21 protein-coding genes and 3 pseudogenes are annotated in these 26260 nt (G+C 67.4%); 7 read left to right on the forward strand and 17 right to left on the reverse strand.

Annotated elements, in window-relative coordinates; all coding sequences use genetic code 11:
- Positions 1-14: 14 nt before the first annotated feature.
- From QF032_RS00215 to QF032_RS00250, 8 genes and pseudogenes are all read right to left on the reverse strand, one after another.
- Positions 15-836, reverse strand: coding sequence for a methyltransferase domain-containing protein (locus tag QF032_RS00215; protein WP_307054237.1), 822 nt, complete (start codon positions 834-836; stop codon positions 15-17).
- A gap of 272 nt (positions 837-1108) precedes the next feature.
- Entirely contained in the window at positions 1109-1555 is a 447-nt protein-coding gene (locus QF032_RS00220; RefSeq protein WP_307054239.1) for a DUF6262 family protein, read from the reverse strand.
- Positions 1552-2163: a hypothetical protein gene (locus QF032_RS00225; protein ID WP_307054240.1), complete on the reverse strand. Its 612-nt coding sequence runs from the start codon at positions 2161-2163 to the stop codon at positions 1552-1554. Before QF032_RS00225 ends, QF032_RS00220 begins: the two co-directional genes overlap by 4 nt.
- A gap of 30 nt (positions 2164-2193) precedes the next feature.
- Positions 2194-4047, reverse strand: coding sequence for a hypothetical protein (locus QF032_RS00230; RefSeq protein WP_307054242.1), 1854 nt, complete (start codon positions 4045-4047; stop codon positions 2194-2196).
- On the reverse strand, positions 4044-5189 hold the full coding sequence (locus QF032_RS00235; RefSeq protein WP_307054244.1) for a tyrosine-type recombinase/integrase: 1146 nt from the start codon (positions 5187-5189) through the stop codon (positions 4044-4046). The genes QF032_RS00230 and QF032_RS00235 overlap by 4 nt, the downstream gene beginning before the upstream one ends.
- A gap of 121 nt (positions 5190-5310) precedes the next feature.
- Positions 5311-5703, reverse strand: a complete 393-nt coding sequence (locus tag QF032_RS00240; protein WP_307054246.1) for an ATP-binding protein — start codon at positions 5701-5703, stop codon at positions 5311-5313.
- A gap of 172 nt (positions 5704-5875) precedes the next feature.
- Positions 5876-6740: pseudogene (locus QF032_RS00245) on the reverse strand (transposase family protein); the annotation flags it as partial.
- A gap of 458 nt (positions 6741-7198) precedes the next feature.
- A complete protein-coding gene (locus QF032_RS00250) occupies positions 7199-7432 on the reverse strand; it encodes a hypothetical protein (protein ID WP_307054248.1) in 234 nt (77 codons plus the stop codon).
- Positions 7433-7769: 337 nt separating this feature from the next.
- Here QF032_RS00250 and QF032_RS00255 point away from each other — a divergent pair, with 337 nt between their 5' ends.
- Together QF032_RS00255 and QF032_RS00260 are read left to right on the forward strand one after the other, a co-directional pair.
- Positions 7770-8456: a PH domain-containing protein gene (locus QF032_RS00255; RefSeq protein ID WP_307054250.1), complete on the forward strand. Its 687-nt coding sequence runs from the start codon at positions 7770-7772 to the stop codon at positions 8454-8456.
- Positions 8457-8709: 253 nt separating this feature from the next.
- Positions 8710-8826, forward strand: a pseudogene (locus QF032_RS00260) (RICIN domain-containing protein); the annotation flags it as partial.
- Between the two features lie 499 nt (positions 8827-9325).
- Here the strand turns inward: QF032_RS00260 and QF032_RS00265 are convergent.
- The 4 genes from QF032_RS00265 to QF032_RS00280 form a co-directional block, all read right to left on the reverse strand.
- Complete coding sequence (locus QF032_RS00265; protein ID WP_444875843.1) at positions 9326-10621, reverse strand: IS701 family transposase; 1296 nt, start codon at positions 10619-10621, stop codon at positions 9326-9328.
- 66 nt (positions 10622-10687) lie between these two features.
- Positions 10688-11065: a VOC family protein gene (locus QF032_RS00270; protein WP_307054253.1), complete on the reverse strand. Its 378-nt coding sequence runs from the start codon at positions 11063-11065 to the stop codon at positions 10688-10690.
- A 445-nt stretch (positions 11066-11510) separates the two neighbouring features.
- Positions 11511-12587: a hypothetical protein gene (locus QF032_RS00275; RefSeq protein WP_307054255.1), complete on the reverse strand. Its 1077-nt coding sequence runs from the start codon at positions 12585-12587 to the stop codon at positions 11511-11513.
- A 193-nt stretch (positions 12588-12780) separates the two neighbouring features.
- Positions 12781-13116, reverse strand: coding sequence for a hypothetical protein (locus QF032_RS00280; RefSeq protein WP_307054257.1), 336 nt, complete (start codon positions 13114-13116; stop codon positions 12781-12783).
- Positions 13117-13941: 825 nt separating this feature from the next.
- Here QF032_RS00280 and QF032_RS00285 point away from each other — a divergent pair.
- Entirely contained in the window at positions 13942-15105 is a 1164-nt protein-coding gene (locus tag QF032_RS00285) for an ISAs1 family transposase (protein WP_307054259.1), read from the forward strand.
- Positions 15106-15199: 94 nt separating this feature from the next.
- Here QF032_RS00285 and QF032_RS00290 read toward each other — a convergent pair whose 3' ends face one another.
- Complete coding sequence (locus tag QF032_RS00290) at positions 15200-15973, reverse strand: hypothetical protein (RefSeq protein WP_307054261.1); 774 nt, start codon at positions 15971-15973, stop codon at positions 15200-15202.
- Positions 15974-16792: 819 nt separating this feature from the next.
- On the opposite strand from QF032_RS00290, the gene ltrA reads away from it, so the two are divergent.
- A complete protein-coding gene (gene ltrA, locus QF032_RS00295; RefSeq protein WP_307054263.1) occupies positions 16793-18223 on the forward strand; it encodes a group II intron reverse transcriptase/maturase in 1431 nt (476 codons plus the stop codon).
- 130 nt (positions 18224-18353) lie between these two features.
- Here ltrA and QF032_RS00300 read toward each other — a convergent pair.
- Positions 18354-18922, reverse strand: a pseudogene (locus tag QF032_RS00300) (IS5 family transposase); the annotation flags it as partial.
- A gap of 75 nt (positions 18923-18997) precedes the next feature.
- On the opposite strand from QF032_RS00300, the gene QF032_RS00310 reads away from it, so the two are divergent.
- A protein-coding gene (locus QF032_RS00310) for an IS5 family transposase (protein WP_373430268.1) occupies positions 18998-19818 on the forward strand; the annotation gives its coding sequence in 2 pieces (ribosomal slippage) (positions 18998-19352 and positions 19352-19818; 822 coding nt in all).
- On the opposite strand, the gene QF032_RS00315 is transcribed toward QF032_RS00310, so the two are convergent.
- The 3 genes from QF032_RS00315 to QF032_RS00325 form a co-directional block, all read right to left on the reverse strand.
- Positions 19815-20150: a hypothetical protein gene (locus QF032_RS00315; RefSeq protein ID WP_307054266.1), complete on the reverse strand. Its 336-nt coding sequence runs from the start codon at positions 20148-20150 to the stop codon at positions 19815-19817. The two genes, QF032_RS00310 and QF032_RS00315, sit on opposite strands and share 4 nt — an antisense overlap.
- Positions 20151-20230: 80 nt before the next feature.
- Positions 20231-20452, reverse strand: a complete 222-nt coding sequence (locus QF032_RS00320) for a transposase (protein ID WP_373430269.1) — start codon at positions 20450-20452, stop codon at positions 20231-20233.
- Between the two features lie 132 nt (positions 20453-20584).
- Entirely contained in the window at positions 20585-20779 is a 195-nt protein-coding gene (locus tag QF032_RS00325) for a hypothetical protein (protein ID WP_307054267.1), read from the reverse strand.
- A 276-nt stretch (positions 20780-21055) separates the two neighbouring features.
- On the opposite strand from QF032_RS00325, the gene QF032_RS00330 reads away from it, so the two are divergent.
- Both QF032_RS00330 and QF032_RS00335 read left to right on the forward strand, forming a co-directional pair.
- Entirely contained in the window at positions 21056-22378 is a 1323-nt protein-coding gene (locus QF032_RS00330; RefSeq protein WP_307054269.1) for an ATP-binding protein, read from the forward strand.
- A complete protein-coding gene (locus QF032_RS00335) occupies positions 22379-26032 on the forward strand; it encodes a hypothetical protein (RefSeq protein WP_307054271.1) in 3654 nt (1217 codons plus the stop codon).
- Positions 26033-26260 lie beyond the last annotated feature (228 nt).

The raw sequence follows: 26260 nt of genomic DNA on the forward strand, positions 1-26260 counted from the left end.
GCGGCACGCCGCTGTCACCCGCTGGTCATCGGTTTTTTGGGCAGCGTGCCGACCGTCAGGAAGAACGTGACGGCGTAGGTGAAGCGACCCGTGCGCACGGCATCGTCGAACTGGGCCACGAACCGTTCCGCGTCGATGGGATCAAGGTAGCCCCGGGCCGCAGCGGTGTAGGCCCAGGTGCGCAGGCCCATGACATTGTCGGCCGCCGATGGGTCGCGCACGACCAGCGTCCGGGCTTCCACTGTGATGTCGTGGAGGCCGCGGACCGCGAGCAGTCCGGCGTGCCGGTGGGCCAGCGAGCCGTTGCGCAGCGCCACCTCGGCCCGGAAGCGCAGCACATGGCCGGCAAGCTCCTGGTCGTCGATATCGAGTACCTGGGTGTCGTAGTCCGGGTCTGCCAATGCGACCCGGCCACCGGGGCGTACGACTCGCAGTAGCTCGTCCAGCACCTGGACGGGGTCGGCGACATGCTGCAGGACCCGGTCAGCCCAGGCGCCGTCGAACTGGCACGCTCCGAATGGCAGCCGGTGCCCGTCCGCGACTGCAGCACGCGGCAGTCCTCGCGCCCGGGCCTGCGAGATCATCGTGAAGGAGCTGTCGACCGCGACGACCTCGGCCCCGCAGCGCGAGCGCAGGGCCACAGCGGCGTCCCCGGTACCCGCTCCGACCTCGAGGAACAGTCCGCCGGCCTCGACACGAAGAAACTCCTGCAGCCGCTGCTTGTAGGCAGCGTAGAACGGCTCCGCAGCCAACCGGTCCAAGACGTGAACCCAATCGGAGGGCCGGGGCTGGGTGTCCACCGACGTGAAGCCATGAGCAACACCGTGATCGTTCATGGGAGCACGCTAGCGCCCCACCAGGCCGGTGAGCCTTTCCGGTCAGAGCATTAGTTAGGCGAAGCCGCCATTGCACAGCAGGAGTTGGCCGTTGATCCACTGGCCTCGTGAAGAGCACAGGAAGTCCATGGTTCGCGGTGCCTCACAAAGGGCCCCGACGTCGGTCGGGGCCCCTTGCCGTTCTTCACCTTTCCGTGGGGCGGGCGGTGTTGAGTCGGCTGATCAGCTGCCGGTTAGCCGCCCGTGCAGCCTGCAGTTCCTCGTCTCGTTCCTCAAGCTGGCCGGTCAGGTCGACCACTTGTTGTTCCAGCCTGGTGATCAGGCTCTTGAGCTGTTCGACGTCGTCGGGGGCCCCGAGCCCGGACTCTCGCCAAGCCTGCTCGCCAAGGAGTTCCGAGAGCTTGTTCTCCAGGTGCCTGACGCGCGCGGCAAGACGGTTGCCGCGGTCCAGTGTGTTCGCCAGGTCTGCCTGGAGCGAGGCCCTGCTGACGACAGGGCTGGCGTCGTCGGCCGGGTGGTTCGGCGCCGGCGGCGTGGACCTGGGCGAGCAGGTCTTTGTGGCGGTAGAGGAAGGCGCGGTCGACTCCGGCCTGCCGTGCGATGCCCGAGACGCTGATGGCCGTGCCGGCGCGTCTGGCGGCGTTGATGGCCTTGATAACGCGCTGGCGGCGGCGGGCTGAATCCGCCTTGCGACCCTCAATCAGGGGGTTGGCGTTCATGCGGTCCGGTTCGGTCGGAGGTCGGGCAGGGGCTGGCGGATGCGGGGCAGGCCGAGGTGGACGACGCTGTTGCGGGCGCGTCGGACCAGGGCGGTGGCGTGGTCGATCTCGGCGCGTTCTTCGTCGGTGAGCTCGTCGACGGAGTCTTTGACGCGGCGGATCAGACGGCGGACGCGGCTGATTTCCTCGTCGGAGGGCAAGGCATCGCTTCTCGCCCAGTCGTCGGCGTCGACCGTGGCAAGGAGACGCTCGCGGTTGCGTAGCAAATCGGCGAGGTAGGTCTCCAGATCAGGCAGGTAGGAGACGTCGGTGCGGAAGTGGCCACAGCCGACGCAGCGGAATCGGACGGGGCAGTCCTGGCCGTTCGCGGCGACGTTGGACGGTTCGCTACAGACGCCGTAGGGGACGGCGACCTCGCCGACGGCTCGCCGGAGGTGTTCGGTGTCCAGTAGGGCCTTGGCCTGCCTCCAGACGCGGTTGCCGTGACGGTCGAACTGCATCTGGGTGACCCGCTCGACAGCCTCCCGGCGGCGTTCTTCCCCGACACGGTAGTACTGCTGCGTGGTGACCAACTGCTCGTGGTCTATGAGCAGCTGAAGGACGTCCACGGCGACTCCGGCGTCCGCGTGGCGTTGCGCCTAGGTGTGCCGGTAGGCGTAGGGGAAGATCTTGGTCTTGTCGAACGGCAGCCTCTTGGTAACGAGCTGTCCCTCGACTGCGACCTTGGCGATGACGTGGATGTCGGGCAGCGAGTCAACCCAGATCCGGTGTCTTCCGGACACCCACGTGGGGCTGATGGAACGGGTGCCGTCCACGCAGTAGGTCGTCGGCAACAGCTTGAGCCGGTTCAGCGGCGTGCCCGGGTACCCGGCGCGGACGCGTTCTTGTTGCTCGGTGATGAGGCCGGCGGTCGCTTCCGGGATGGGAAGGCGGCGGCCGTAGCGGTGTGACTTGTAGTTGTCGTAGACGAGGACCGGCTTGCCGTCGCCGTCCCGCTGTAGATAGTCCCAGGGCAGTTTGCAGACTTCGACCGGGCGCCGGCCGGTGTCGACGAGGAGTTCGACGGTGAGGCGGAATTCCCGGTTGTGTTCCTGTTCCAGCTGCGGCAGGTGCGCGCAGAGAACCTCCATGACCTCGGGAGGCAGGTCGTGACCGGCTTCGTCATCGTCGGGCAGGGCGGGCACGTCCTCCAGCCCCATGGCGAAGTCGTCCGGGAGTCCGTGCAGTGGCTGGGTCGGCCGAGTCAGTCCCATCGACCGCATCCGCATCAGGACGCGGCGTACATACATGCAGTGATCGTGGCGGCTCCTGAGCGTGATGTCCCCGCGTTGTTCGAGGAAGGCCATGCGGTTGCCGAACGCGACGATGTCTCCGCGGCCCAGAGCCGCCCGGTGAGTGCCGTGGTCCGGGCGCTGCAAGCGCAGGCTCTCGGACAGCTTCTCCAGCGAGTTGAGCCGGGACTGGACCGTATCGCCAACGTTGTTGCCGCGGCGCCGGGGAAGGTCGTCCCACGCCCACATCTTCGCGGCTTGCCGCAGCCAGGGCTGGGTAATGCCGGTGAACCGGAGCCACTTGGTGTGGCCGAACGCCTGGAGATCCCACAAGTCCTTGTGGCGCTCAGTTTCGGGGGACATTCCGCGGCGGCTGGAGTACCGGACGAAGGCGTCGCGCAGCTGCCGGTGCAGTCCGCTGCTCTGGTCGGTCAGCTCCAGTTCCTCGATCGAGGACACCTGCCGTCGGCGCAGCAGGTCGCAGAACGGGCGCAGCTTGTAGTACGGGGTCCGCACGCAGTCCCGGATCCGCTCCTGCAGGCCGTACAGGACTTCGGCGACGACACGGTCAGGCAGGCCGCGCAGGTTGACCTCGTTGGCCTCGTCGATCGGCGTCACCGTGCGCCGCCAGTGGTCTTCGGCGAAGTCCCTGATGCGGTGTCGAAGGTCACGCAGCCGTGCTTTGTGAGCCTCGCAGTAGGGCGCGGTCTTCCCCGGCCGCTGCCGCACACAGGCCGCGGTCTGGCACAACCCGTACGACTCCAGTGCTCTCACATCTGGGTGGAGGAGGAAGTCTTCCATTGGCAGCTTCAGCGTGACCGTCCGCTGGTAGTGGTGCGCCGCGCACAACCGGACGCGTGCACCCTTCCAGGGCCGCGGACAGTCGGCGATCACGCAGTTCTCGATGCCGAGATACCGCCCGGCCTGGGCCGCGGGCGACGCGGCGAACTCCTCGGGGCTGAGGTCCTGCCATTGTCGCTTCCAGCGGCTCCGGCAGCCGGAGCACAGCCCACAGGCGTAGGTGCTGGCGCGGTAGCAATCCGGAACGATGCAGGCCTTCACGCCCAGGTAGAGGTGGTCGTGCGGGAAGTGCAGCAGCCGCGTCTGCGGCTCCCAGCCCAGCAGTGACAGGAAGTCCGGGTCGACAGCCCCCCATAGCTCTGCGGTGACCGCTTCGAACTCGTCCGTCGCGGGCAGGGACATTGGCTGGCTGATCGTCACCGGCCCACTCCGTCGAGCAGTTCGCGTGGCGTCGGCACTCGCTCGACCGCGGCGCGCAAGCGCCCGGGGGAGGGATGTAGATACGGCTGGGCCGACGCAGGCTGCGACTGCCCCAGCAGGTTCTGGATCTCATCGAGCGTGCCGTCGGCGCCCGCGACGTTGCTGGCAAAGCCATGGCGCATTCGGTGCGGCGCCACACGCTCCTGGACTCCGGCTCGCCGGGCCAGGGCCTCGATGAGATCGCCGATCGCGTCCGGCGAGACCAGCGACCCCAGCGGCGGGCGAAAGAGGTTGACCAGCAGGAAGTCGCTGCCGCCAGCGCCCAGACGCTCATGCCGTTCAGCGGCGTACTGGTCGAAAGCCTGCACGACGAGGAAGTCCACTGGCATCACCCAGGCGCGGCGGGACTTCGACCACGCCCCGTTGGGGTTTTGCCGCCGCACGACATGCAGGTGAGGGCCTTCCGCCTCACAGCCCAGCGCGCGGGAGTTCATCAGCAGGTGGCAGTCCTCGCGGCGCAGCCCGGCCACTTGGCCCCGGCGCAGTCCGACCCGGGCCAGAAGCAGCACGATCAGCCGGTCCCGTGCGTTGCGGCATGCCTGGAACATCGCGACCACCGCTTCGTCGCTGGTCCGGTCCACCTGTGATTCCGGTTCCTGCAGCCGGTGCCGTGCCTTCAGCCGGTACTCCAGCCCGGCACCTTCGGCATGGGCCTCGTGCGGAAGATCCCGGGTGTCGGCCAGCTCGTAGATCTGACCGAGCATCCACGGCGGCACCTCGCCGATCCGGATCGCATGAGCCAGCAAGCCGCGCACCCCGGTCAGGACGCGGTTGACCCGACGCTCGCCCCGCACCGGCACCGCTCCAGGTCCGGACACCACGGCGCCCACCGACCCGTCGGCCTGTACCGGCGTGTACTTCAGCCACACCATGAACAGACCCAGGTCCTGGGCCGCTACCCGCCAGTCCCGCCCCGTCCGTCGGCACCAACTCAGGTACAGGGCGACGTCACCGGCGTACGCCTTCGTGGTCAGCTCCGCGCGGTGCTGACCGAAGCGGAGGTGGCGCAGCCAGTGATCCGCTGGCCGCACCACGTCCAACCCGTCATCGATGACCGTCCAGTACCGAGTTCCGGACGGCATCCGAACTGGGAAAGCCCTCACTCTTCACCCTCTTGCTCTGAGACCTGTGCAACGACCGGCCACAGAGCCGCACCCCCTGAGAACCGACCTGCGGCTCCCAACGAGGGGGTCTCCAACAACGTCACGCCACAGGTTCAGAACCCCCAGAGAAGGAGGCCGGGGTGGGGATGACCAGCGCGACCGTGGGCACGCCGTGGCGGCGGGCGGTGTCGATCAGGTTGGCGCGTACAGCCTGCTCGCAGTTCGTGGCGTCGACGACCGTCATCTTCCGGCGGGCGAGGCGGGCTTCCAGGACGGCCTGGAGCGCGAACACGGCGTCGTCGGTTGCTTCCTGGCAGCCCGAATCGTCGCTGACCAGGGCCCTGTACCTGTCGAGTTCCAGGACCTGCGTGGCGGGCCAGGTGCTGGCCCACGTCGACTTGCCCGACCCGGCCGCGCCGATCAGGACCACCAGCGACGGGTCGGGGATGGTCGTGTCGACGGGCAGCGCGTTGTCCAGGCGGAAGGTCTTCATTCGGCTTCTCCCTGCGGGTCAAGAGCACGGGTGGCGTAGTAGGTCTGCAGACCGGCGTTGTCGGTGATGAGCGCGGCGGCCTCGTGCAGCGGACAGGACATCTCGCCGTCGCGGTCCGGCTCGATCCGTCCGGCTGCCTGCGCGGCGGTGGTGAGCAGCTGCGCGAGGGAGCGGTGTCGGCCAGGCGGTCGCGTCGGTGTGTCCAGCGGGTCAGTTGCTTCCAGCGTTTGTGATCGGCAAGGGCGTGTTCGACGGTGATGCGGTCGGACGAGTGCCCGTGTCGGTCCCGTTCCCACTGCTCGACTCTGCCGGGCAATGCTCCTGGCCGCGGTTTTCTGGGGCGGTGTGATCGCTTGGCCAGGGTGGTCGCGGCTCAGGCCGAGATAGCCGTCCAGGAGGACCTCGACGTCGGGGAAGTGCCGGAAGCAGACGGCGATGCCTTCGTTGCGGGCGGCCGTGGCGTCGTGCATACGCCCAGGCCGCAGGGCATCGGTCCATAACGTGCGGCCACGCCAGTCGGCGATCACGGGGGCCTTCATCGTGTTCTGCTTCTTCTTGCCCGAGACGAAGGCACGGCGTCCGCCGCGGCTGGCCGGTGGCCGGCGGACCTGGACCTCGGTGGCGTCCAAAAGCAGCTCGACGCCTTCGGCCTGGGCATAGGCAAATACATCCGTCAGCGTCCGAAGCCGCAGGCCGGGACGGTCGGGAACCGCGCACCCCCGCTCCGCCAGGAGCGTGCGCACCTCTGCGATCGCCCGGGTGACGGTGGAACGGTCGACACCGAACAGCAGCCCCAGCACCGAGTGCGGCAGGTCGTGCCGCAGATGGATCAGCGTGGCCACCAGCCGGTCGACGAACACCAGCTGATGGCTGGCGCCGGCACCCGCGGCCCGCTTCCTGGCCCCGCCCCGCGTCGCATGGCGACGACCTTCGACCCTGGCCTGCCACGGCTCGGCCAACTCTTCGACCAGGCACGCAAGATGAGACCGAGAGAGCCCCGTGAACAGCCGATGCGCCAGCACCGCCCGATTGACCATGATCGCCACAGCGAGATCATGCCATCCACCTGGCACGACACCTCACCCGCTATCACGCACCAACTCGTTAGATCATTTGTACGACAACCGCACCAGGAATACCGCTCCGCTCCCCCGCGCAGGTTCTCTGCCGGCGCAGTTTCCGGCAGGGCGGAGGCCCCTCCCACAGTGCCGGGCGGCACTCCGCCGTGTGTGGTGGCTGGCGCGGTCGGTCAACGCCCTGCGTCCTTGCCCGTCTTGATCGTCAGCTCTTTCGCGATGTCGGGGACCATGGCGCCCTTGTTCTTCGACGCGACGGTGAAGGTGAGCATGTCGTCGTCGGCACGTGCCGCCCCACGCATAGCGGAGCGAGGCAGCACCGATGCTTTGACGCTTCGTGAACTGCGTAGAGGGATTGAACGAGGTGGCCCCCGCCTGCTTTCCTCAGGCGAGGGCCACCGTGTGCTGTAGCTGGATCCTCACTTCTCGGCGTCGCGGCCGGTGGGCTGGTAGTCGTGTCGGTAGCCAGCCTGGTCGGGGTGGTAGCGGCGGCAGAGTCCTGCACCGTACTGGGCCGTGTACCAGTCCCGGTGCACGTGGCCGGGGTGGCCGCACAGGGTGCAGGGTGTGGTGCAGGTGTAGAGGGTACGGCCGTCCCGGATGGCGGTGTTGGTGTGGTGGTCGCAGTGCCGACGCTCGAACTCTTCTGTCATTGCCGTGAGGGTCCGGGGCACTCTGTCTCTTCAGACGGCCAGGCGGGCGAAAGCGAACGGTCACTCATGAGGCCGGATCATGGCACGGGCCACGGACATCCATGAGGTGACCAGCGGCTTTGCCCTCATCGTCAGCGCAATGCGCGCTCTCGATCAAACCGCCGGGGGCCTGGCCGGCGGCTCACATCCTCCCGACCAGTTGCTGGCATAGGGGCACGACCTCCCGCTCCCGTGACGGCGAACTCTCGCAACCCGCGCACAGAACAGGTCCTGGGCATGCGGGATCCGCCGATACGGCCTCTGTTCGGCTCAGACCATGTCAGGCACAATCGCTGGCATGTCGACACCTGACCCCCAGTTACCGCCGGCCGCCACGCAGACCGCTTCCACTGCCCGGGTCTTCCGGTCACCTTTCGCCATTGCCACGGGAGCGCTGTCGCTCACCGTCGTGCTGGGGTTCGGAACCAGCGCGGTCGTGAGCACCGGGAGCGGCACGCCCTGGAAGGCGCTGGCGGGGATGCTGCTGGTGGTCCCCCTGCTCTTCGCTTTCACTCTGCGCCCGGCGGTCTTCGCCGACGAGCACCGGTTGCGCGTCCGCAATCCGTTCCGCACGATCACCCTGCCCTGGGCAGCCGTCTCCGGATTGCGGGCCGGCCACTCCAACGAAGTCTTCGACCAGATCGGCACCAAGTACCAGTTGTGGGCCATACCGGTGTCCGTGCGGGGCGTCAGGCAGGCCGGTTACGAGCAGATGAGAATGGTCGAGTCCTCCCTAGTTCCCGGCGGCCCGCCCTTGAACCGCCGCGGCCAGTTCGACGGGGGCCGACCGGACCGGCCGACCGGCGAGACGAAACGCCTGCGGCCGAGGTCCGAAAGCGCCATCGAAGGGCTGCGCGCGCTCCAGGAGGCAGGCGCCACAACCGAGCAGGGCCAAGGCCCTGTTGAGGCGCGCTGGGCGTACGAGATCATCACCCCGGCAGTTGCCGGCCTGGTACTGCTGCTGGCCCAGTTCGCCATGAGCTGACGGCACGGCACACGGCGGGTGCCCCGCACCGCTCGGTGTTCACCGGTGACCCTGGAGGCTTGTGCCGCCCCCGCCGCCGACGGGGCGTCACCGGCCGGGCGGAAGAAGGCCTACAGGGTGTACGCCGACCGTCTCGAAGCCCCCCAGCAGCACGGGGATGACCACTGGGACGGCCCTGCCAGCCCAGACGCTGACCGGCAGCATCTGAGCCCGGCCGACCGACTCGGCGGGACGGGCCCTCGTTCGTGTCCCGATCGTCAACAAGAACAGCGGCATGGTCCTGGGCATCCAGAACATGTCGACCGCATCCGGGGCCACGGTCCTGCAGTGGGACGACAGCGGCGCCGCCGACCAGCTGTGGCGCCTCGTCACGGACGACGGAGCAACGCCGTTCAACCCCTGGCGGCCCTCCCCGCCGCGACAGCGTCGCCCGACGCTGTCGCGGCCCGGCCCCGAGGCCGGCCCGTGTCAGGCCGGCCTCGGGCTCACCCGCTGTCCTCCCTCCGCCCCTCCGCGCGACGAGCCGCGGTTCGGTCTGGTCCCGGGCGAGCAGGCAGGCCCGGTCGGGGTCGAAGGTCACGTCCACATGGGTGCCCTCGGCCAGCGCCTCCCGTGGGTCGAACTCATCCCACAGAAGGCCAGCGACGGCGGCACTATCCTCCATGTGCCGCCACAACGGCAACCATCCATCAGCATCACGATCATGCTTCGCCCACACCGACCGCGCCGCAGCCCCCAGCCGCGCCAGCAGACCATCACGGCAGTCCCCCCGCTCGTCATACAGACTGCCTACACGCAAACCGGCCTCCAGCAGGCCAAATCGAAGAAAGAAACTCGATCTCTAATACTCCAGCTGTAGATCGTGATCTTCATGCCTGAGATGCGGCTTGTCGCCGGTAATGGCTTGCTCGTGATCGTGCCTGGTGGCGGCGTCGCCAGGCGGACCAGTTGAGCCGGTGGGCCGGGCCGTGATCGGGCCGGACAGCGACAGTGATGAACAGGCGCTGGATCTCGTTGCAGGTCAGCGGGATCAGGTCGTCGGATGTGGAGCGGTCTGCGTGTTCGTCGGCGCGGACGACGGCGAGGAACGCGTGGGCGAGCATGGCGAGGGTGACCCAGCGGGCCCAGGACGGGTAGCGGCGGACCTGGTGCTCATCCAGCCCGGCCAGCCCCTTCTCGCTCTGGAAGGTCTCCTCCACACGCCATCTGGAACCTGCGACCTTGACCAGGGTGGCCAGGGATGCCGACGTGGTGGAGTGACAGCGGTAGTAGGCGAGTTCACCGGTCGTGCGGTTGCGGCGGATCAGCAGCTGGTGGCGGCCCGGCGACGGGTCGGCAAGGTCGATGACGGCCCAGTCGTAGAACCGCTGCCCCTTCGCGCCGCGTCCGGCCGAGAGCTTCTGCCAGGCCCGCTTCGGCACCTTCCGCGCCAGTGCATCAGCGCGGAACGTGCCTGCACCGGTGGGCACTTCGGCCGAGCAGGCCACCGCGAGCACATAGCCGATGCCGCGTTCCTCCAATGCGGCCCGTAGTTTCGGGTTGCCGCCGTAGACCTCGTCACCTGTGACCCAGCCGACGCGGTGCCCGGTGTCCAGGAACCGTTCGCTCATCACCCGGGCCAGTTCCGGCTTGGTCGCGAAGACGGTGTCCTCGCCGAGCCCCGCAGCCCGGCAGCGGTCCGGATCACAGGTCCACGAACGCGGGATGTACAACTCCCGGTCCACCGCCGCGTGTCCGCGCTCACCGGCATAGACGAGGTAGACGGCGGCCTGGGAGTTCTCGATCCGCCCGGCGGTGCCGGTGTACTGGCGCTGGACCCCGACGGTGTGCGTGCCCTTCTTCACGTCACCGGTCTCGTCGACGACCAGCACCGCGGCCTCGTCGTGGAGGTGCTCGACGACGTATTCGCGCACGTCGTCACGGACCGCATCGGCGTCCCAGGAGGCCCGACACAGCAGATGCTGCATGCCGTTCGGGCCGGCCTCCCCGGCCCACTCGGCGATCGTCCAGCAGTTCTTGCGCGGCAGGTCCGACAACAGGCCCAGCCCCAACCGCCCGGCCCGCAAGCGGGGCTCGTATCGGGCGAACCGGCCCGCAATCCGGTCTATGGCCACCTCGAACGCCTCCCGCCAGCGGCCGGGATCTATGCTGTGACCTGCGGCCACCGTCTCTTCGTTAGTCCACACAACTCACGATGATCAACGGTGGCCGCACCCATGCGGTGTCTGCTGTCAGTCCCGGACGAGACAGAACGGGTGTCCTGCCGGATCCGCGAAGATGCGCCAGCTCCGCTTTCCGTCACCCTCATCGAGCAGTGTGGCGCCCAGCTTGAGGACGTCTTCCTGAGCCTGGTCCAGGTCCTTGACCGCCAGGTCGAGATGGGACTGCTGGGGCCGAACGGGATCCGGCCACCGCGGTGGCTGATGGTCTTCCACCCGCTGGAAGGCCAGCACGAACCCACCGTCGGTGTGGAGCGTCGCCCAGCCGTTGCCGAGCGACCACCGCGGATCCGGCTGGTCCACCACGCCGCCGAGAAGCGACTGGTAGAACCGGGACAGCTCATTGGCATCGACACAATCCAACACCACACACTGCAGCTTGGCGATCATGAAGAGCAGCGTAGAGCAGCGCCGCGCACCGGCCTCCAGCGAGCCTGATCACGATCTACAGCTGGAGTACTAGGCCATCCAGCCACCCTTGAGCACACTTGCGTCGTATGGTGACCCGCTTAACGCCACCACCAAGACAACCAAGAGAGCGAAATTTGCAACTAGCCGGAATTAGCGAAAGTGTGGGAAAACCTCCACCACGAGCTATAGACCCGTAGGTCAGGCAGTCTGCTCCCCGCACCCGCGGGGATGGTCCCTCGGATGCCCCCAGGGCCGATGGCTGTGGGAGCTGCTCCCTGGCGACGACGACGGGCGCGGGGGTCCTGAAGTTGCACCCCCCAGACGCGCGAGGGCCGGGAGACCACGAGCCCTCGGCCCTCGCGTTCGCTTTTTCCAGCACACCCGTACGAAACTCCCGGCCGCCACCCGGATTCGAGAGGCCCTCCTACGCGGGAAGGGCACCCCAAACCTGTGCTCCGTCGCCAACGGACAGACGGACCCGCTCCTCCGATTTGCCGCTTACAGCGTTGTAGGACGTCAGCTCACCGGACTGAGTATCCAGCACGACCAGATTTGCACCTGTCCAGGCCACGGGGAGTGCCGAATTGAGGTTGGCATCGCCGAGTTCCAGGCTGGGGAAATTGCCGAGGTCCTTGCAGCTGCCCTTTTCCAAGTCGATGACAGCAAGGCGCTTGCTATCAGCAGTCTGCTCGATTGTGGTGTACCAACGTCCACTGGAATCAAGTTCGCCAACTCCGACCGGCTGGTTCTCCAAGCACGCCGGCAGCGCGGACGACTTTCCACTGTCGGTGTCGTATACGTTGAAGCAGCTTCCTCGGGAACAGTTGTCGTCATGCCACACCACGCGCTGTTTCGCTGCGTCAATGATGGTGCCGTCTTCGGTCAGCGTATGGGTCGCGGAGGTGGCGGCCGCGTTCATGATGACGATGCGCGTGATGGAACGGCTGCCGTTGCCCGATGGTGAGGTTGAGTCCGTCGTCTGTTGGGCGAGGACGCCCTTAGGGGTGTCGGCGACGGGCTCATAGCCACAGGGAAGTTTGAGTATGTGATGTGACGGGCGCCCGTTGGTCTCGTGTTCTGCCGCCGTGTACCTGGCCGTGACACCTTGAGCGGACTCCGCTCCCGCGCATGCTGTGGCGGCGGGCTCCTCCGTGACGGCCCATACATGTTGTCCGTCAGAGCTCACGAACCAGTCGCTCGCCGGCGCGACGAGCGTCGCCCGCGTGGGCGTGCCCGGCGAGATGGCTACCAGGCTTCCTCGCCGAATGGCGGCGATCCTGCCGCTCGCGAGTTGACGAGGGTTGTCGAGCTGGTATGCGTCAAGCTTCTCCGTGCCCTCGGGACGTGGCCCGACGACCTTGGGTCTGGAGCCCACTGTGGGGAGCACGGCCACCTGACCGTCGAGGTCCAGCACGATCCCTTGTGGCGGTGCCGTGCCTGCCGCGCTGTCACTTCCGTTGTCGCACGCCGAGAGACCGGATGCCCCCAGCACGATGGTCACGACCGCAGCTGTGACATGTGGCCGCCCGGCCCTCCGAGGCAAGCTCGTGAACCAATCCTGCGACTGTCCCATGTGCGCAACTCCCCATGTCCAATGGATCGTGACGGCCGGGGGCCGACGCGATCACGCCAGCCCCCGGCCCTGCTCATTTAGTCGTTGTCCGCCTGGTCACGGGCGAACTGGTTGGCTGCCGTCAGGGTTTGGGCGTGCATGCCGAGGTGCCCACGCACTCGGAGAAGAAGGGGTAGGCGGTTATTGCGTCCGACCAACCCGACTTGGCAAGGTGCCGAGGTTTGCATGCGGGGGTTTCTTCGTACTTGTCGATGTCGAAGTGCCGTCGTTCGACCTTCGGAGTCGTATAGCCGTAGTAATGGCCAGGCACGTTGAGGGTGTTGGAGACAGTCTTTCCCGTCGAGGTCGTCTTGGTCACGTCATGCCCTGTTTCACCCTCGATCTTGACGATGCCCCAGTCGAAGCTGAGACCTCCGCTTCCGTGCCATGAGGAGGCCCGTGCCGTGGTGGTGGTCATGTCGTACCGAAGGGTGGCTGACGTCGAACTTGCGTTCCTCTTGCCGGCTGGGCTCCCGATGCTCTCATACCTCGGCCCGCCAACCTCGGTTACTTCGTACCACTGTTCCGCGGGGCACCCCTGTGAGGACTGAGTGTCGGCGACCGCAGCTGGTGCCAACAGCAGACCAGCGCCAAGCGTGAAGATGCCGGCTAAGGCGCCGCCGCGAAGTCTCTTCCTCATGACAGTTTCCTCCCGTTTCCCGATCGAACTGCATGTTCGATGCGGTGTCAGGAAGATAGCGGCGTACGTGCCTTGCTGCTTGCAAGGCTGAGGAACATCTGAGCTTCCTGATGTCGATGTGGCTCAATACCACATGTTTGGCCAGTTCAGCTTGGAACAAAGCCCTACCGGCGAACTTGGCGGGGCTTTCCTCCCTTGCGCCTTGATGGCCAGGATGAAGGGGCCGTGCTCCGGTTGTCCAGCCGATGGAGCGTGTACACGCGGCGCTCGACGGAGCTGCTCTCGGTGACATCGGTTGTGGTCTCACCGTGTGAGGGCCCGGAGCGGATGCTCCAGGCCCTCACACGTGCTTGTCTGCGACCGCGTTTGAGATCTTCGTGTCCCGGTGCGGGAGGGGTCGTTGAGCCTTGCGTGAGTGGCTCTAGGGGCAGGGTTCGTTGCATGATCGGGGTTCGTCCGGATCGTCGGGCTGGGTCGGAGTCGCGTCGGACGTCCTGGTTCGGGCAGAGGGGGACGTTGTACCGGCACGGCCCCGGTGATCATGTGAGTGTCGAAGTCCCGTGAACACTTGGTGAGTCCGTGCCTGCTCCTGCATCTTCCACCGTGCCTGACGCGCTGGACCAGCTGACCCAGGCTTCCGCGCCGGTCCCGCTGACGGACGCGGTTACTCTGTCCGGCTTCCTGGGCCTGGGGCCCGATCCGAGAGGTGTTCGCGGGCGCCGTTACCAGCTGTCCGCCCTGGTCACCGCAGCCGCGGCGAGTGTGCTGGCCGGTGCCCGGTCGCTCACCGCGATCACCGCGTGGATCAGCGACGCCCCTGCCTGGGCCTGCCGGGCCCTCGGCTTCCCCCTGGACCCGCTGACCGGCACGGTGTCCGTCCCACACCCCCATACCCTGCGCCGTCTCCTCGTCCAGTTGGACGGCGACGCCCTGGACCAGGCAATCGGAGCCTTCCTCGCCGCCCATACCACCCCGACCGGCCCCGAACTGCGGGCGATAGCCGTCGACGGCAAGGCCCTGCGCGGCTCGCGCACCGCCACCACCCCCTACATCACCCTGCTCGCCGCGATGGACCACGCCGGTCACGTCCTGGCCCAGCGGCAGGTCGCCGACAAGAGCAACGAGATCCCCGCCTTCCAGCCCCTGCTGGACAGCATCGACCTGACCGGCACGGTCATCACCGCCGATGCCCTGCACACCCAGCACGCCCACGGCACCTACCTCCGCACCCGTGGCGCCCACTACATCGCCCAGGTCAAGGCCAACCATCCCGGCCTGTTCGACCGTGTCCGCCGCTTGCCCTGGCGCGAGATCACGCTCGACCACCACGACCGCACCCGCGCTCACCACCGCCTGGAGATCCGGCGGCTGAAGACCGTCGCCTTCGCCCACCTCGACTACCCCGACGCGCGCCAGGCCCTGCAAGTTGTGCGCTGGAGGAAGGACTTCACCAGCGGCAAGCTCACCATCCAGCGCGTCTACCTGATCACGAGCCTGCCGCCCGGCACGGCGACCGGCCCCCAGCTCGCGGCCTGGATCAGAGGACACTGGCACATCGAAAATCTCCTGCACCACGTTCGCGACCGCACTTTCCGCGAGGACGACTCCAAGATCCAGGTCGGCCGCCTCCCGCGCATCATGGCCGGCCTGCGCAACCTCGCCATCGGCGTCCACCGTCAGGACGGTCGCACCAACATCGCCGCCGCCCTCCGCTACACCGCCCGCGACTGCCGCAGATCTTTGACGGCCCTCGGCCTCACCGGATGAATCCGAACAGACCTCGATCACGCAAGGGACCCTGCCTCCAGACCGGCTGATCTCCGTCACCGAACGTGTTGGGGTACCGAGATGCGAAATCTGACTACGGGCCGACGTGATGCAGCAGTGAATGCAGGAGCCCCTTCATCCCTTCCTGGGAGACGAACCGCAAGGTCTGGTCCTGGCCGTCCGGGTCCTGCGCCCACCATCGGGGCAACTCGACGTCGAACAGGTTGTCGGCGTACCAACGCCCATAATCCTCGCCGTCGAGCAGAAGAGTGGCCCAGGGCAGCAGACGATAGCCGAGCGAGCTTTCCGCCTCTGTAGCGGGCCGGCTCGGACGTCGGAGACTGGCTTGCAGCGCGAGGAGACGTCGTTGCTCGGCGGCACCGGCCTTGCTGATATGAGTCTTCCGGAGTGACCACGTGCCCAGCAAGGCCGCTGCCATGCACAGCAGGAGAGCCGTGGAAGTGTTCCCCCTCCACATCAGGAACCCACCGGACAGTACGGCAATCGTCATGCTGAACAGCAGGTAATACGGTCGGGCCAAGTAGCCGCGCTCACGGGCAGCCTTGGTAACGCTCTCCTGGATCTGCGCGAGGCTGATCCTGGTACCGCGGAGGGAGGCCGGCGGACCGGGTTCTCGCCGGAGCCGCAGCTCACCTTCCCTGCCAAGGATCGCGTTCAGCAGGGCGGCCCGGTCCGGGGGAAGCCCGGCCCCGGACCGTGTGCCGGGAAGTATCACGTAGCCGTCTTCGTACGCCGTCACTCGCAGATAGCCGTCCTCGGCGAGTGCCACAGTTTCGCACATCACTATCTGCATCGGATTCTTGCGCCCGACCAGCCAACTGCCGACCAGACAGCTCGACTCAGGCATCCCCGCCTCCGTGCCTGTACCTTTCACCCGTCCCCCTCATGATCACACCGACGTTGGGACGGTACCGAAACCCGGCGGAGCGCCGGAACGGAACGCTGGAAGACGGGTCGGCTGTCCGGGCAGCGGCGCCCTGCGGTGGTGGATGAATCCGGACAGACCTCGATCATGCAAGGGACCCTGTCGTAGGAGGTGGCGGTTTTCTCGTAGCGGGTGGGTGCGCCACGAGGCGCCATGGAATCGAGTGAGGTGAGAGACCTTCACCACCGGGTTGTCGTAGCAATCCGGTTGAAGCTGGGGGCAGTTCGGTTCGGGGGATGCCGAGCCGAGCGGTAAGCAGCCCCGACAACGCCGGGACGGGTTGGTACTGCCAGACGACCCGGGTCCGGCTAGCGAGACAGGAAGGTGCACGCGAGAAATCAGTGCCTGACGCCCCGTAATTACGACACCGGCTCGAACCTGGCGGATCTGGGCCGGACGCAGTGCACGACCACCAGCGCTCGTCGGTGGTCGACTCCGAAGCCGACTCTACTCATCGGTGGGGAGGCCACGCCGAAAGTCTGCGGCGTAAGCGTGGCGATGCTGCCGGGGTAGAGCTGGGCACCTCACCTGTCGATCGATTTCGTGGTGAACGTGGGAACTGTCCGCGGTCGCCCTCATATCGGACATCCAGTTCGATCGGGAGCAGGCCCATCGCCGGCTGATGGCCGTCGGGCAGGACGGAGGCTTCGTAGTACTCCGAGGCCGGGAAAGCCGGTCACATGGGGAAGGGGGCCAGCAAGTCAGCAGTAAGGAAACTGGAATGCCAGGAGGCTGTCGCCGGTGAATACCGACGAGCTGGAATGGGCCTTGATGAAGGCCGAACGCCGGGTACTGGAGATCCAGACCAAGCTGCACCGTTGGGCTGCCGATGATTCTCATCGCAGGTTCGACGACCTGTTCAACCTCGTGGCCGACCCTGCCTTCCTGTTGGTGGCGTGGGACCGTGTCCGGGGAAACAAGGGTGCCCGCACGGCCGGAGTAGACGGGAAGACCGCCCGCTCCATCGAAGCCGGGCAGGGAGTCGAGGCGTTTCTCGACAAGCTGCGGACCCAGCTCAGAGACCGCAGCTTCCATCCGGTTCCTGTCCGCGAGCGGATGATTCCCAAGGCGAACGGCAAGCTTCGTCGTCTCGGGATTCCGACCGTGGCGGACCGAGTGGTCCAGGCGTCCTTGAAACTGGTGCTGGAGCCGGTATTCGAAGCGGATTTCCTCCCGTGTTCCTATGGGTTCCGCCCGAACCGCCGAGCTCACGATGCGATCGCCGAGACTCGCTACCTCGCCAGCCACGGATACGAGTGGGTGGTGGAGGGCGACATCACGGCGTGCTTCGACGAGATCGCGCACCCGGCCCTCATGGAGCGGGTGCGGAATCGAATCGGGGACAAACGGGTGTTGTCCTTGGTGAAGGCGTTCTTGAAGTCTGGGATCCTGTCCCGTGACGGAGCCTTCACGGACACACGCACCGGGACCCCGCAGGGCGGGATCCTGTCGCCGCTGCTGGCCAACATCGCACTCTCGGTCCTGGACGAGCACATCGCCCAGGGCCTCGGAGGCCCAGATGGCACCTCCGAGGATCGGCGCAGGAGACGGCGCCGAGGATTGCCCAACTACCGGCTGGTCCGGTATGCGGACGACTTCCTCGTACTCGTCTTCGGGCGCCGAGATCATGCCGAGGAACTACGCGACGAGGTCGCAGAGGCATTGAAGCCAATGGGCCTTCGCCTGTCGGTGGAGAAGACAAAGATCACGCACATTGACGAGGGCCTTGATTTTCTCGGATGGCGCATCCAGCGTCACCGGAAACTTGGCACTGATCGGCAGTACATCTACACCTACCCGGCACGGAAATCAGTACGTTCCGTCACGGGCAAGGTGAAGGAACTGACCGGACGGCAGAACGTCGGCTTGTCGCTGGAGTCCTTGCTCCACCGACTGAACTCGGTGTTGCGAGGATGGTGCGCGTATTTCCGCCCCGGAGTTTCGAACGTCGCTTTCTGTTACCTCAGCCACTACGCGTGGATGAGGGTGACACGATGGATCCGACGCAAGCACCCCGGGATCACTTGGAAACAGCTCCGTCGACGCTATTACGGCGGCGGCTGGTGGCCCGTCACAAAGGAAGCGGAACTGTTCAACCCGGCAAAGGTAAGCACGACCAGATACCGATACCGGGGAAAACTCATTCCGGCTCCGTGGCCCACTACGGCATGAGGAACTGAACACCCCGGAACGGGATTTGTGGAGAGCCCGGTGCCCGGAGACGGGCACGCCGGGTTCGGGAGGCGGCTCGGGGAAACCCACGGGTGGAAACACCAGCAGGGCGCCCCGAGTCGACCTCACCGATGCCGCGGAATCCCTTGAGTTGGTTGAAGCAGCGTTCGACGGTGTTCCGGCGGCGGTAGGTCTCGCCGTCGAAACCTGTTGGCCGGCCGCCTCGCCGGCCTCGGTTGCGGCGGTGCATCTTCTGGTCGTTCTTCTCCGGGATGGTGTGTCCGATGCCGCGTCGTCGCAGGTAGGCGCGGAATCCGCGTGAGCTGTAGGCCTTGTCGGCGATCACGTGACCGGGACGCCAGCGGGGGCGCCCGGGGCCGGTGCGGGGCACTCGGATGCGTTCGAGCAGAGGCCTCGCGCAGACGCCGTCGTGCCGTTGCCCCGGGGTCAGCAGGACGGCCAGGGGCCGGCCGCGGCCGTCGCAGGCGAGGTGGATTTTGGTGGTCAGGCCTCCTCGGGATCGGCCGAGGGCGTGATCATCCGGTTCGTCCGTTCGGTGTTTCCCCCTTTTCGGCCGGTGGCGGCGGCGTGCTGGTGGGCGCGGACGATGGTGGAGTCGATCTGGACCAGCCAATCGATGTCACCGGCGGCATCCGCCCGGGCCTGGACTTGTTGGAGGGCCCGGGTGAACACACCGTCGATGGCTTAGAACCCCTAACGAAATGATCTTCGAGGTGGTTGGATCACTCTGAGACTGGCGATCTGGGGGTGCGGGTGGCTCGGCCGAAGCCGTGGGAAGTCGACGACGAACTGTGGGCGGTGATCGAGCCGCTGCTGCCGAAGGTCGAGCGTCGGATCCGGCATCCGGGTCGCAAGCGGCATCCGGACCGGCTGGTGTTCCAGGGCATCCTGTTCGTCCTGCACACCGGGATCTCCTGGGAACACCTGCCGCAGGAACTCGGCTTCGGCGCGGGCATGACCTGCTGGCGCCGCCTGGCCGAGTGGACCGAGGCCGGCGTCTGGCCCCGGTTGCACGAGGTCCTCCTCGCCGAACTCCGCGGCGCGAACGCCCTGGACCTCTCCCGGGCAGCGGTCGACGGCTCCCACATCCGCGCGTTAAAAGGGGGCCCAAGACCGGACGAAGTCCCGTCGACCGGGGCAGGATGGGCAGCAAGCATCACCTGATCACCGACGCCACGGGCATTCCGCTCGCCGCGACGCTGACCGGCGGCAACCGCAACGACGTCACCCAGCTGATCCCGCTCCTCCAGGCCGTACCGCCCGTGCGGGGCAAGCGCGGCCGGCCCCGGCGCCGCCCGGATGTGGTGCTGGCCGACCGCGGCTACGACCATGACAAGTACCGCCGCCTGGTCTGGGACCTCGGCGTGAAGCCGCAGATCGCCCGCCGCGGGACCGAGCACGGCTCCGGCCTGGGCACCCAACGCTGGGTCGTCGAGCGAGCGTTCGCCCACCTGCACTGGTTCCGCCGCCTGCGCATCCGCTGGGAGATACGCGATGACATCCACGAAGCCTTCCTCAGCCTCGCTTGCAGCATCATCTGCTGGCGACGGCTGAAGAAGCTCCGGCCGCGTTAACGTTCGTTGTCCTGGGCGGCCCTGAAGCCGCGATCCTGGACCAGCGGGAAGACTTGCTGTGTGGTGGTGATCCAGGCGTCGATGTCGGCATGGGACGACCTGATGGCGCTGATCAGCGCCTCGATCACGTCCAGCTTCGGCTTACCGACGTTCAGGCTGAGCTCGTCCATCGACACCTCTTGGTACGACATGACCAGCTGCCACCAGAACCGCATAAGGAAGCGACATTCCTGTGGGTCGCGGTCGTCTGCGAGGCGATCGTGAACGACCCTCTGGACGCGCCGCCGCTGCTCATCGTCACGAAAGCCGTTGTTGAGGTCGGTCAGGGTCACGTCCGGACAGTAGCAACCGCGTTCGTTCACGGCCCCTGAGTTAGCTCTCAAGTCCTCGCAGAGCATTCCGTTAGGGGTTCTTAGCGGCGGAAGCGGGTGTAGACCGTCTTCCACGGGCCGTAACGTTCCGGCAGGTCACGCCAGGAAACCCCGGTCCGGATCTTGTAGACCATCCCGTTGATCACCCGCCGGTCCTCCGCCCGAGGCCGGCCCCTGCCAGCACTCGATATCAGCGGAGCCAGCAACTCCCCCTCGACATCGATCAGTTCATGGCGACGGATCACGAAAACATGATCCACCATCGAACGATTTTTTGAAGACGGACCCTAGGTCCTGGCTGGCGGATCATGCCGGCGACGCTGGCACGCCCATCTGCGCATGCAGCGCCGCATCTTTCCTCCGACTTGATCCGCCGGCCAGGCCCCGGTCGGCCGTCACTCGCCGGCGATCGTCTTCCAAGCTTCCCGGAACAACGTCTTGCCGGCTTCGAAGAACGCCCCCTTCAGGAAGTCGCGACGCAGCGGGGCGGTGTCGACGGAGCGTTCGGGGGCCGTGGGGACGGATGTGGCACCAGCCGATCGGCTGGTCGGGTCCGGGACGGACGGATGCTTCTGCGGGGGCACCGACATGGAGCAGCTCCAAGGGGCTGTGGACGGAGGGACGTTGGGGTCGGCCGACCTGTCCACCAGCCTGCGGCGTGTCAGGGCCCGGAATCTGAGCCGCGCCCGGTTGCGCTGAGTCGCGCCGAAGTCACGTAAACGGGAGAAGTTCTGCGCGATGCTTGGTCAGTGACGAACGAAGAGAACACGGAGCGGCGCACACCACGGCCACGGCCCGTCCCACGGCCACGGCCCGTCCGGCCTCCAGTCGTCGCCCCAGGCCCTCTTGGCGAACTCAAGTCACTGTTGTACGAGCTCTACGCACACGCCAGCGCGCCGGCTACGGACGAGATCTCGGACGAGATCAAACAGGACGACTTCCTGCCGGACGCGCCGAGCGGGGACACCGTCCGCAGGATCCTGTCGGAGCCCGCTCTTCCACGCCGGGCCGAAGCTGTCGTGTCCGTGGCCACCGTCCTGGCACGCAGAGCCGGGCGCGACGAACGGGCTGTGGTGAACAGCGTCCGGCAGCTTTGGGCGAGCGCTCTCACACGGGAGACGGGACACACTCCGGCCCCTCCCTCGCCCGAAGCGCCGGGTTCGTCGTCCGGTGGATCGCGACGGTTCTTCCACCACCTGCTCGACTACCACACCGAGAAGTTCGCGGGCCGCGACAGCGAGGTCAGCGCCATCCGCGACCACATCGACGGGCACGACCGCGGATACGTCTTCGTCGACGGGCTTTCCGGGTACGGCAAGACGTCGTTGCTGGCCGTGCTGGTCCGGCAACAGCCCGGCTACCTTTACCACTTCATCAGTCAGCGCTACAAGACGGCTGGCAGCGCCTTCGACCCGACCCGGCTCGACGATCTGCTCTCCAACCTGTGCGAGCAACTCGACCCGCACCGTGCCGCCCCCATCGGCGGGCGCGCGTTGACGGACCGGTTCCTCGAAGTGGTCGAGAGCGACCGGGAGAACCCGACCGTGCTGGTTCTGGACGCCATCGACGAGGTGGATGAGCACCCCAGCTTCCTGCGCGGTCTCCTCCCGCGGCGCCTGCCGAAGAATCTGTTCGTCCTTCTCTCGGCCCGGTCCCAGGGCGACCGGTCCTACCTCGAAGAAGTGGGCCTGACACCGGACGGCATCGGTCTGCGGGTGACGCTCAGCGGCCTGGACACTGACGCCGTCCGGCAGCTGCTGTTGCACCACGCCGGGCCGGCCGGTGCCGCCCTCGGCCAGCGGCCCGGCTTCGTCGACGCCCTGCACGACGTCTCCGAGGGAGACCCGTTCTATCTGCGGTTCCTGGTCGAGGACGTGGAACAAGGCAGGCTCACCCCGCAGAACATCCGACGGACCCCGAACGGCCTGTACTCGTACCTCGACGAGCAGTTCGATCAGCTCCACCGCTCCGTCAACAGCGGTCTGCACGACAAGGTGCTCGGCATGATCCTGGAGGCGTACGGTCCTCTGCACCGCGACGACCTGCTCCGTATTTCTGGCCTGACCGGCGGGACGCTCGAGCAGGTGGTGCGTGACCTGCAGCGGTTCCTGTTGCGGACCGGCGAGCGCAGGCAGTCGTACACCTTCTGTCACAACCGGTTCAGGGAATACTTCCGGGAGAAGCGCTAGGTGCCGTCGTTCCGCGAGCGCGTCGCCGAAGGGATCGCGCAGGGCACGTACCGCAAGCAGTTGGCGGAGGACGCCCGGCAGTGGCGTTCGCACCGCAGCGACTACGCGCTCTCCACCGTGGTGCGCTATACCGTGGAGGACGACCTCGCCGACGAGGTGCACGAGGTCCTCACTGACGAGCAGTTCCGTGAGCTTCGCCTAGCACGGTTCGGTGTGCTCGCTCTGCGCGACGACCTCGACCTCGGCCTGGAGTACTTCAGCCAGGCCCGGCCCGACCTGCTGCGCTACGCCCGGCTGCTCTTCCGCCAGCGGTCGGCGGAGCGCGACGACGCGCACGCGTCCCTGCACCGGCGGCACTGCCAGGGCTTCGCCGACTTCCTCCAGCTGGACGTGCCCGCTGCCGACCGGCGCAAGATCGGCCTGGAGCAGGCCCTGCACCGGTTGTTCCCGATGCGGCTGACGGACGACGACTCTTCAGAGCCACCGGTCGACGTGGACCTCACCGGGTACCACCTGGGTACGTGGTCCTGTTCGTGCGGGAGGCGGCAAGGGCACGCCGCCCGTTTCGACCACGCCTGCGACTGCGGAGCGATGTCCGGCAATGGCCGGCTGCCCGCACAGGGGCGCTGGTGTCACGGATGCGGAACCGCAGCCGCGTACGTCACCTGCGACCTGTGCGGAACCCGGGTGACGTTGAGCCTGTGGTGGCAGATCCAGAAAGGCGGCGTGCACCCCTCCGACTGCCGGGTCCCGCTCACCCTCGAGCTGCGGATCCGCCGGCCGGGGCAGCCGGCGGACCTCCAGTGTCTGGAGTTGATGCAGCTGCCGTTGATGCTGGGGCTGACCGAGCGGGACGACGAACTCGTCTTTGACCTGCCGGACATGCTGTGGGTCAGTGATATCCGGGATCGGCACGGCCAGGACCGGCCGACCGGGCAACTCGTCGCCGTCGCCGATCACCCCCAGTACGACCGGCAGACCGACGTCGAACGGATCCTGCAAGCCGCCTTCCGGCGCGCCGTCACCGGCCGCAACCGCCCGGCCGGATCCGAGCTGCGGACCGTCATCGCCGCGCAGGCCGGAATCCGCCGCCCCGAGCGGCGTCGCCGGTACACCGACGGGTTCAGCGCAAGGTTCGCCCGCAGGGCGGGCTACGCCCTCGCCGCCGAGCGGCACGACAACGCTGGCCTCGCCCGCGGCGCCGACCTGTACCGGCCCTGTGTGGTGGCCGTGTCCCCGAACCTCCGGGGCGATGCGGCACTGGTCTCACTGGACCTGTCCAGGCCCGGCACCCTTTCCGGCTCGGGCCTGGACAACGTCGGCGTATCCCTACGTGTGACCCCGCTCGGGCCCGACGAGCTCACCGCCGAGCCGCCGCAGGTGAAGCCCGACCTGTGCGGGGCGCTCGCCTCGGACGGCATCGTGCTGCCCGGCGAGACAGTCGAGCCGGGTGATCTTCTGGTCGGTATCAGCACACCCCGCACCGAGGAGAGCTTGACCCAGGAGGAACGGCTGCTGCGTGCGGTCTTCGGTGAGAAGTCCCCCGATCGCCGGGACGCGTCGTTCCGCTGGTCCGGCCGACACCCCGCGAGGGTGCTGAGTGTGCACATCAGTACGGCGGCGTCCGAGCCCTTCGAGGTCGCCTGGCATCCGCAACGGGTGGTCCAGGAAGAGGTGTTGCGCCCCGACGAACGCGCCAGGATCAGCATCAGCCTGGCGACGACGGACCCCCTGGAGACCGGCGACGTCCTGCACGGCCCGGACGGGTCCAGCGTGGTGGTGTGCGGCAGCCATGACGGCCACGGGACAGACGTACTCGTCGGCCCCGACCATCCCTGGGCGAGCGGAGAGCCGACCAGGACCGTCGGTGTCCGGCTCCGCCCCGACGAGCGCTCCCGAGCCGTCGTCCGCGCCCGGGCGACCGGCTCGTACTCCATGGTCACGCAGCTGCCGGTATGGACCGACGCAAGCGATCCGGGGCAACCGGTCCGGCTAACGGATCTGGCGTGGCTGTTGCGACACGGCGCGACCCGAACCGCCTTCGAGATCCATGTGTTCCGGAGTGACTTCGTCGACGGGCGCCTCGGCTTCTACCAGCTCCTGGTCGAGGGCGGGACCTCGTTCCGGGAGATCCCGACGCCGCCGTCCGAGCAAGCATCGGCGCTGGAGTCCGCACCGCTCGAGGCCGTCCGCAACTGGGGCCGCCTGCTGCGCGCCGCCTGCATCGAGCCCGTGTGGCACGGGGATCGGCTGTCGTTCCGGGCCATCGATGACGAGCAGGTCCTCGCCGCGTCCTTCGGCGAGGTGCGGAACGGTGACACAGTGGACCTGCGGACCCGGCTGCTGGTGCCAGCCGGCCTGGCCTGTCAGAGCGTCTTCGGACCGGTCCGCGACCACGAGTGCCGTTGCAGGAGGCTCCGGGGTGCACGTCACGCGGGTGAGGTCTGCCCAAAGTGCGGGGTGGAGGTGACGGACAGCAAGGTCCGGCGCCGACGCATGGGCCGCATCGAGCTGGCCGCGCCCATGGTTCATCCCTGGTACAAGGACCGTCTGAGTGATGCCCTCGGCCTTGACCGCGGGACACTGGCCGACATCATCCACGAACGGTGTCACGTCGTCAGGGACGACGACCGCGACGAGTTCGTCTTCGCGCCCGCGGGGGCGGAGCCCCGCCACGACGAGGACCGGCTGTGCACGGGGGCGGAGGCGGTGCGACTGATGTTCTCCCGGCGAGGGCAGGACCCTCCCCGGGGCGCACTGCTGCACAGACTTCCGGTGCTGCCTGCCGACCTGCGCCCGGTGATCGTCCACGAGGGGCGCATACGCGGCAGCGCACTCAACAACCCGTACAGGCAGATCGTCTTCCGCAACTCCCGAGTTCGTCGGCTGATCACCCTCGAAACTCCGTCGCACATAATCAGTCATGAGCGGGCCCTGCTTCAGCAGGCCGTCGACGCCCTTCTCGATCCGGGCGAGGGCGGGGCGACGCTCGCCGACCTGACGACAATCCTCCCCGGTCGCAGCGGAGGTTTCCGAGAGCGGCTCTTCGAGCGTCCGGCGGATTTCAGCGCCTGTACCACGCTGGTCGCGGAGACGACCGGAGACCTGGACGCAGCGCTGCTTCCCGACCGGATCGCCTGGACGCTCCTGGCGCCGGTCCTGATCGGAAAGCTGGTCGACACGGGGGACAGCCCGAACATCGCGCTCGCCCGGCAAGCCGTGCGCGACCGCACCCGACAGGCGTGGGCGCGGCTCCAGGCCCTCTGTCAGCACACGACAGTGCTGATCTCGGTGCCGGGAACCCGGTGGCCGCTGTTTGCCGTACGCGTCGGCCGTCTGACCGGCGACCTCTCCCTGAAGCTGGATCCGGGCCTGTTCGACCACCTCGGCTGGGACCGGCTCGGCGCTCCTGTCAGGATCTTCCCGCTGCTGACCGAGGAAGCCGCTACGGAGGCCCGAGGGGCGCTTCTCCCCAGCATGTTGCTCCACGACGGCGACACCGGTGGCAACGAATCGACCGACCGGCCTGCTTCCTTGCTCGGCCTCGACCAGGAGCACCTTCCGAAGGAGATCGTGCGGATGATCGGGACCGGGGAGTCGGCTCACCTCGACCGTCTCGACCGGTTCCTGCTGTTTCCCGAGTGGGAGCATTGACTCCGAGCGCGGGAGGGGATCATCAATCCGGCTGACCGCCCCTCACGGCACCTCGTCTCCAGGACGGACGGCAGGCGGACCGTCAGGACGACGGACTCCTCCTCCGCGTCCCAGAGCAGCACATAGTTCCATGCGAAGTCCCGAGTCCGTTGCAGGTCATGCCGGGTGCACGGGCGGACGCCAGAGGCCGGGTGCCCCGGTCTGTCGTCGTACGGGTGCTCGAGAGCC

It is taken from the genome of Streptomyces achromogenes (assembly GCF_030816715.1).
GTDB lineage: Bacteria > Actinomycetota > Actinomycetes > Streptomycetales > Streptomycetaceae > Streptomyces > Streptomyces achromogenes_A.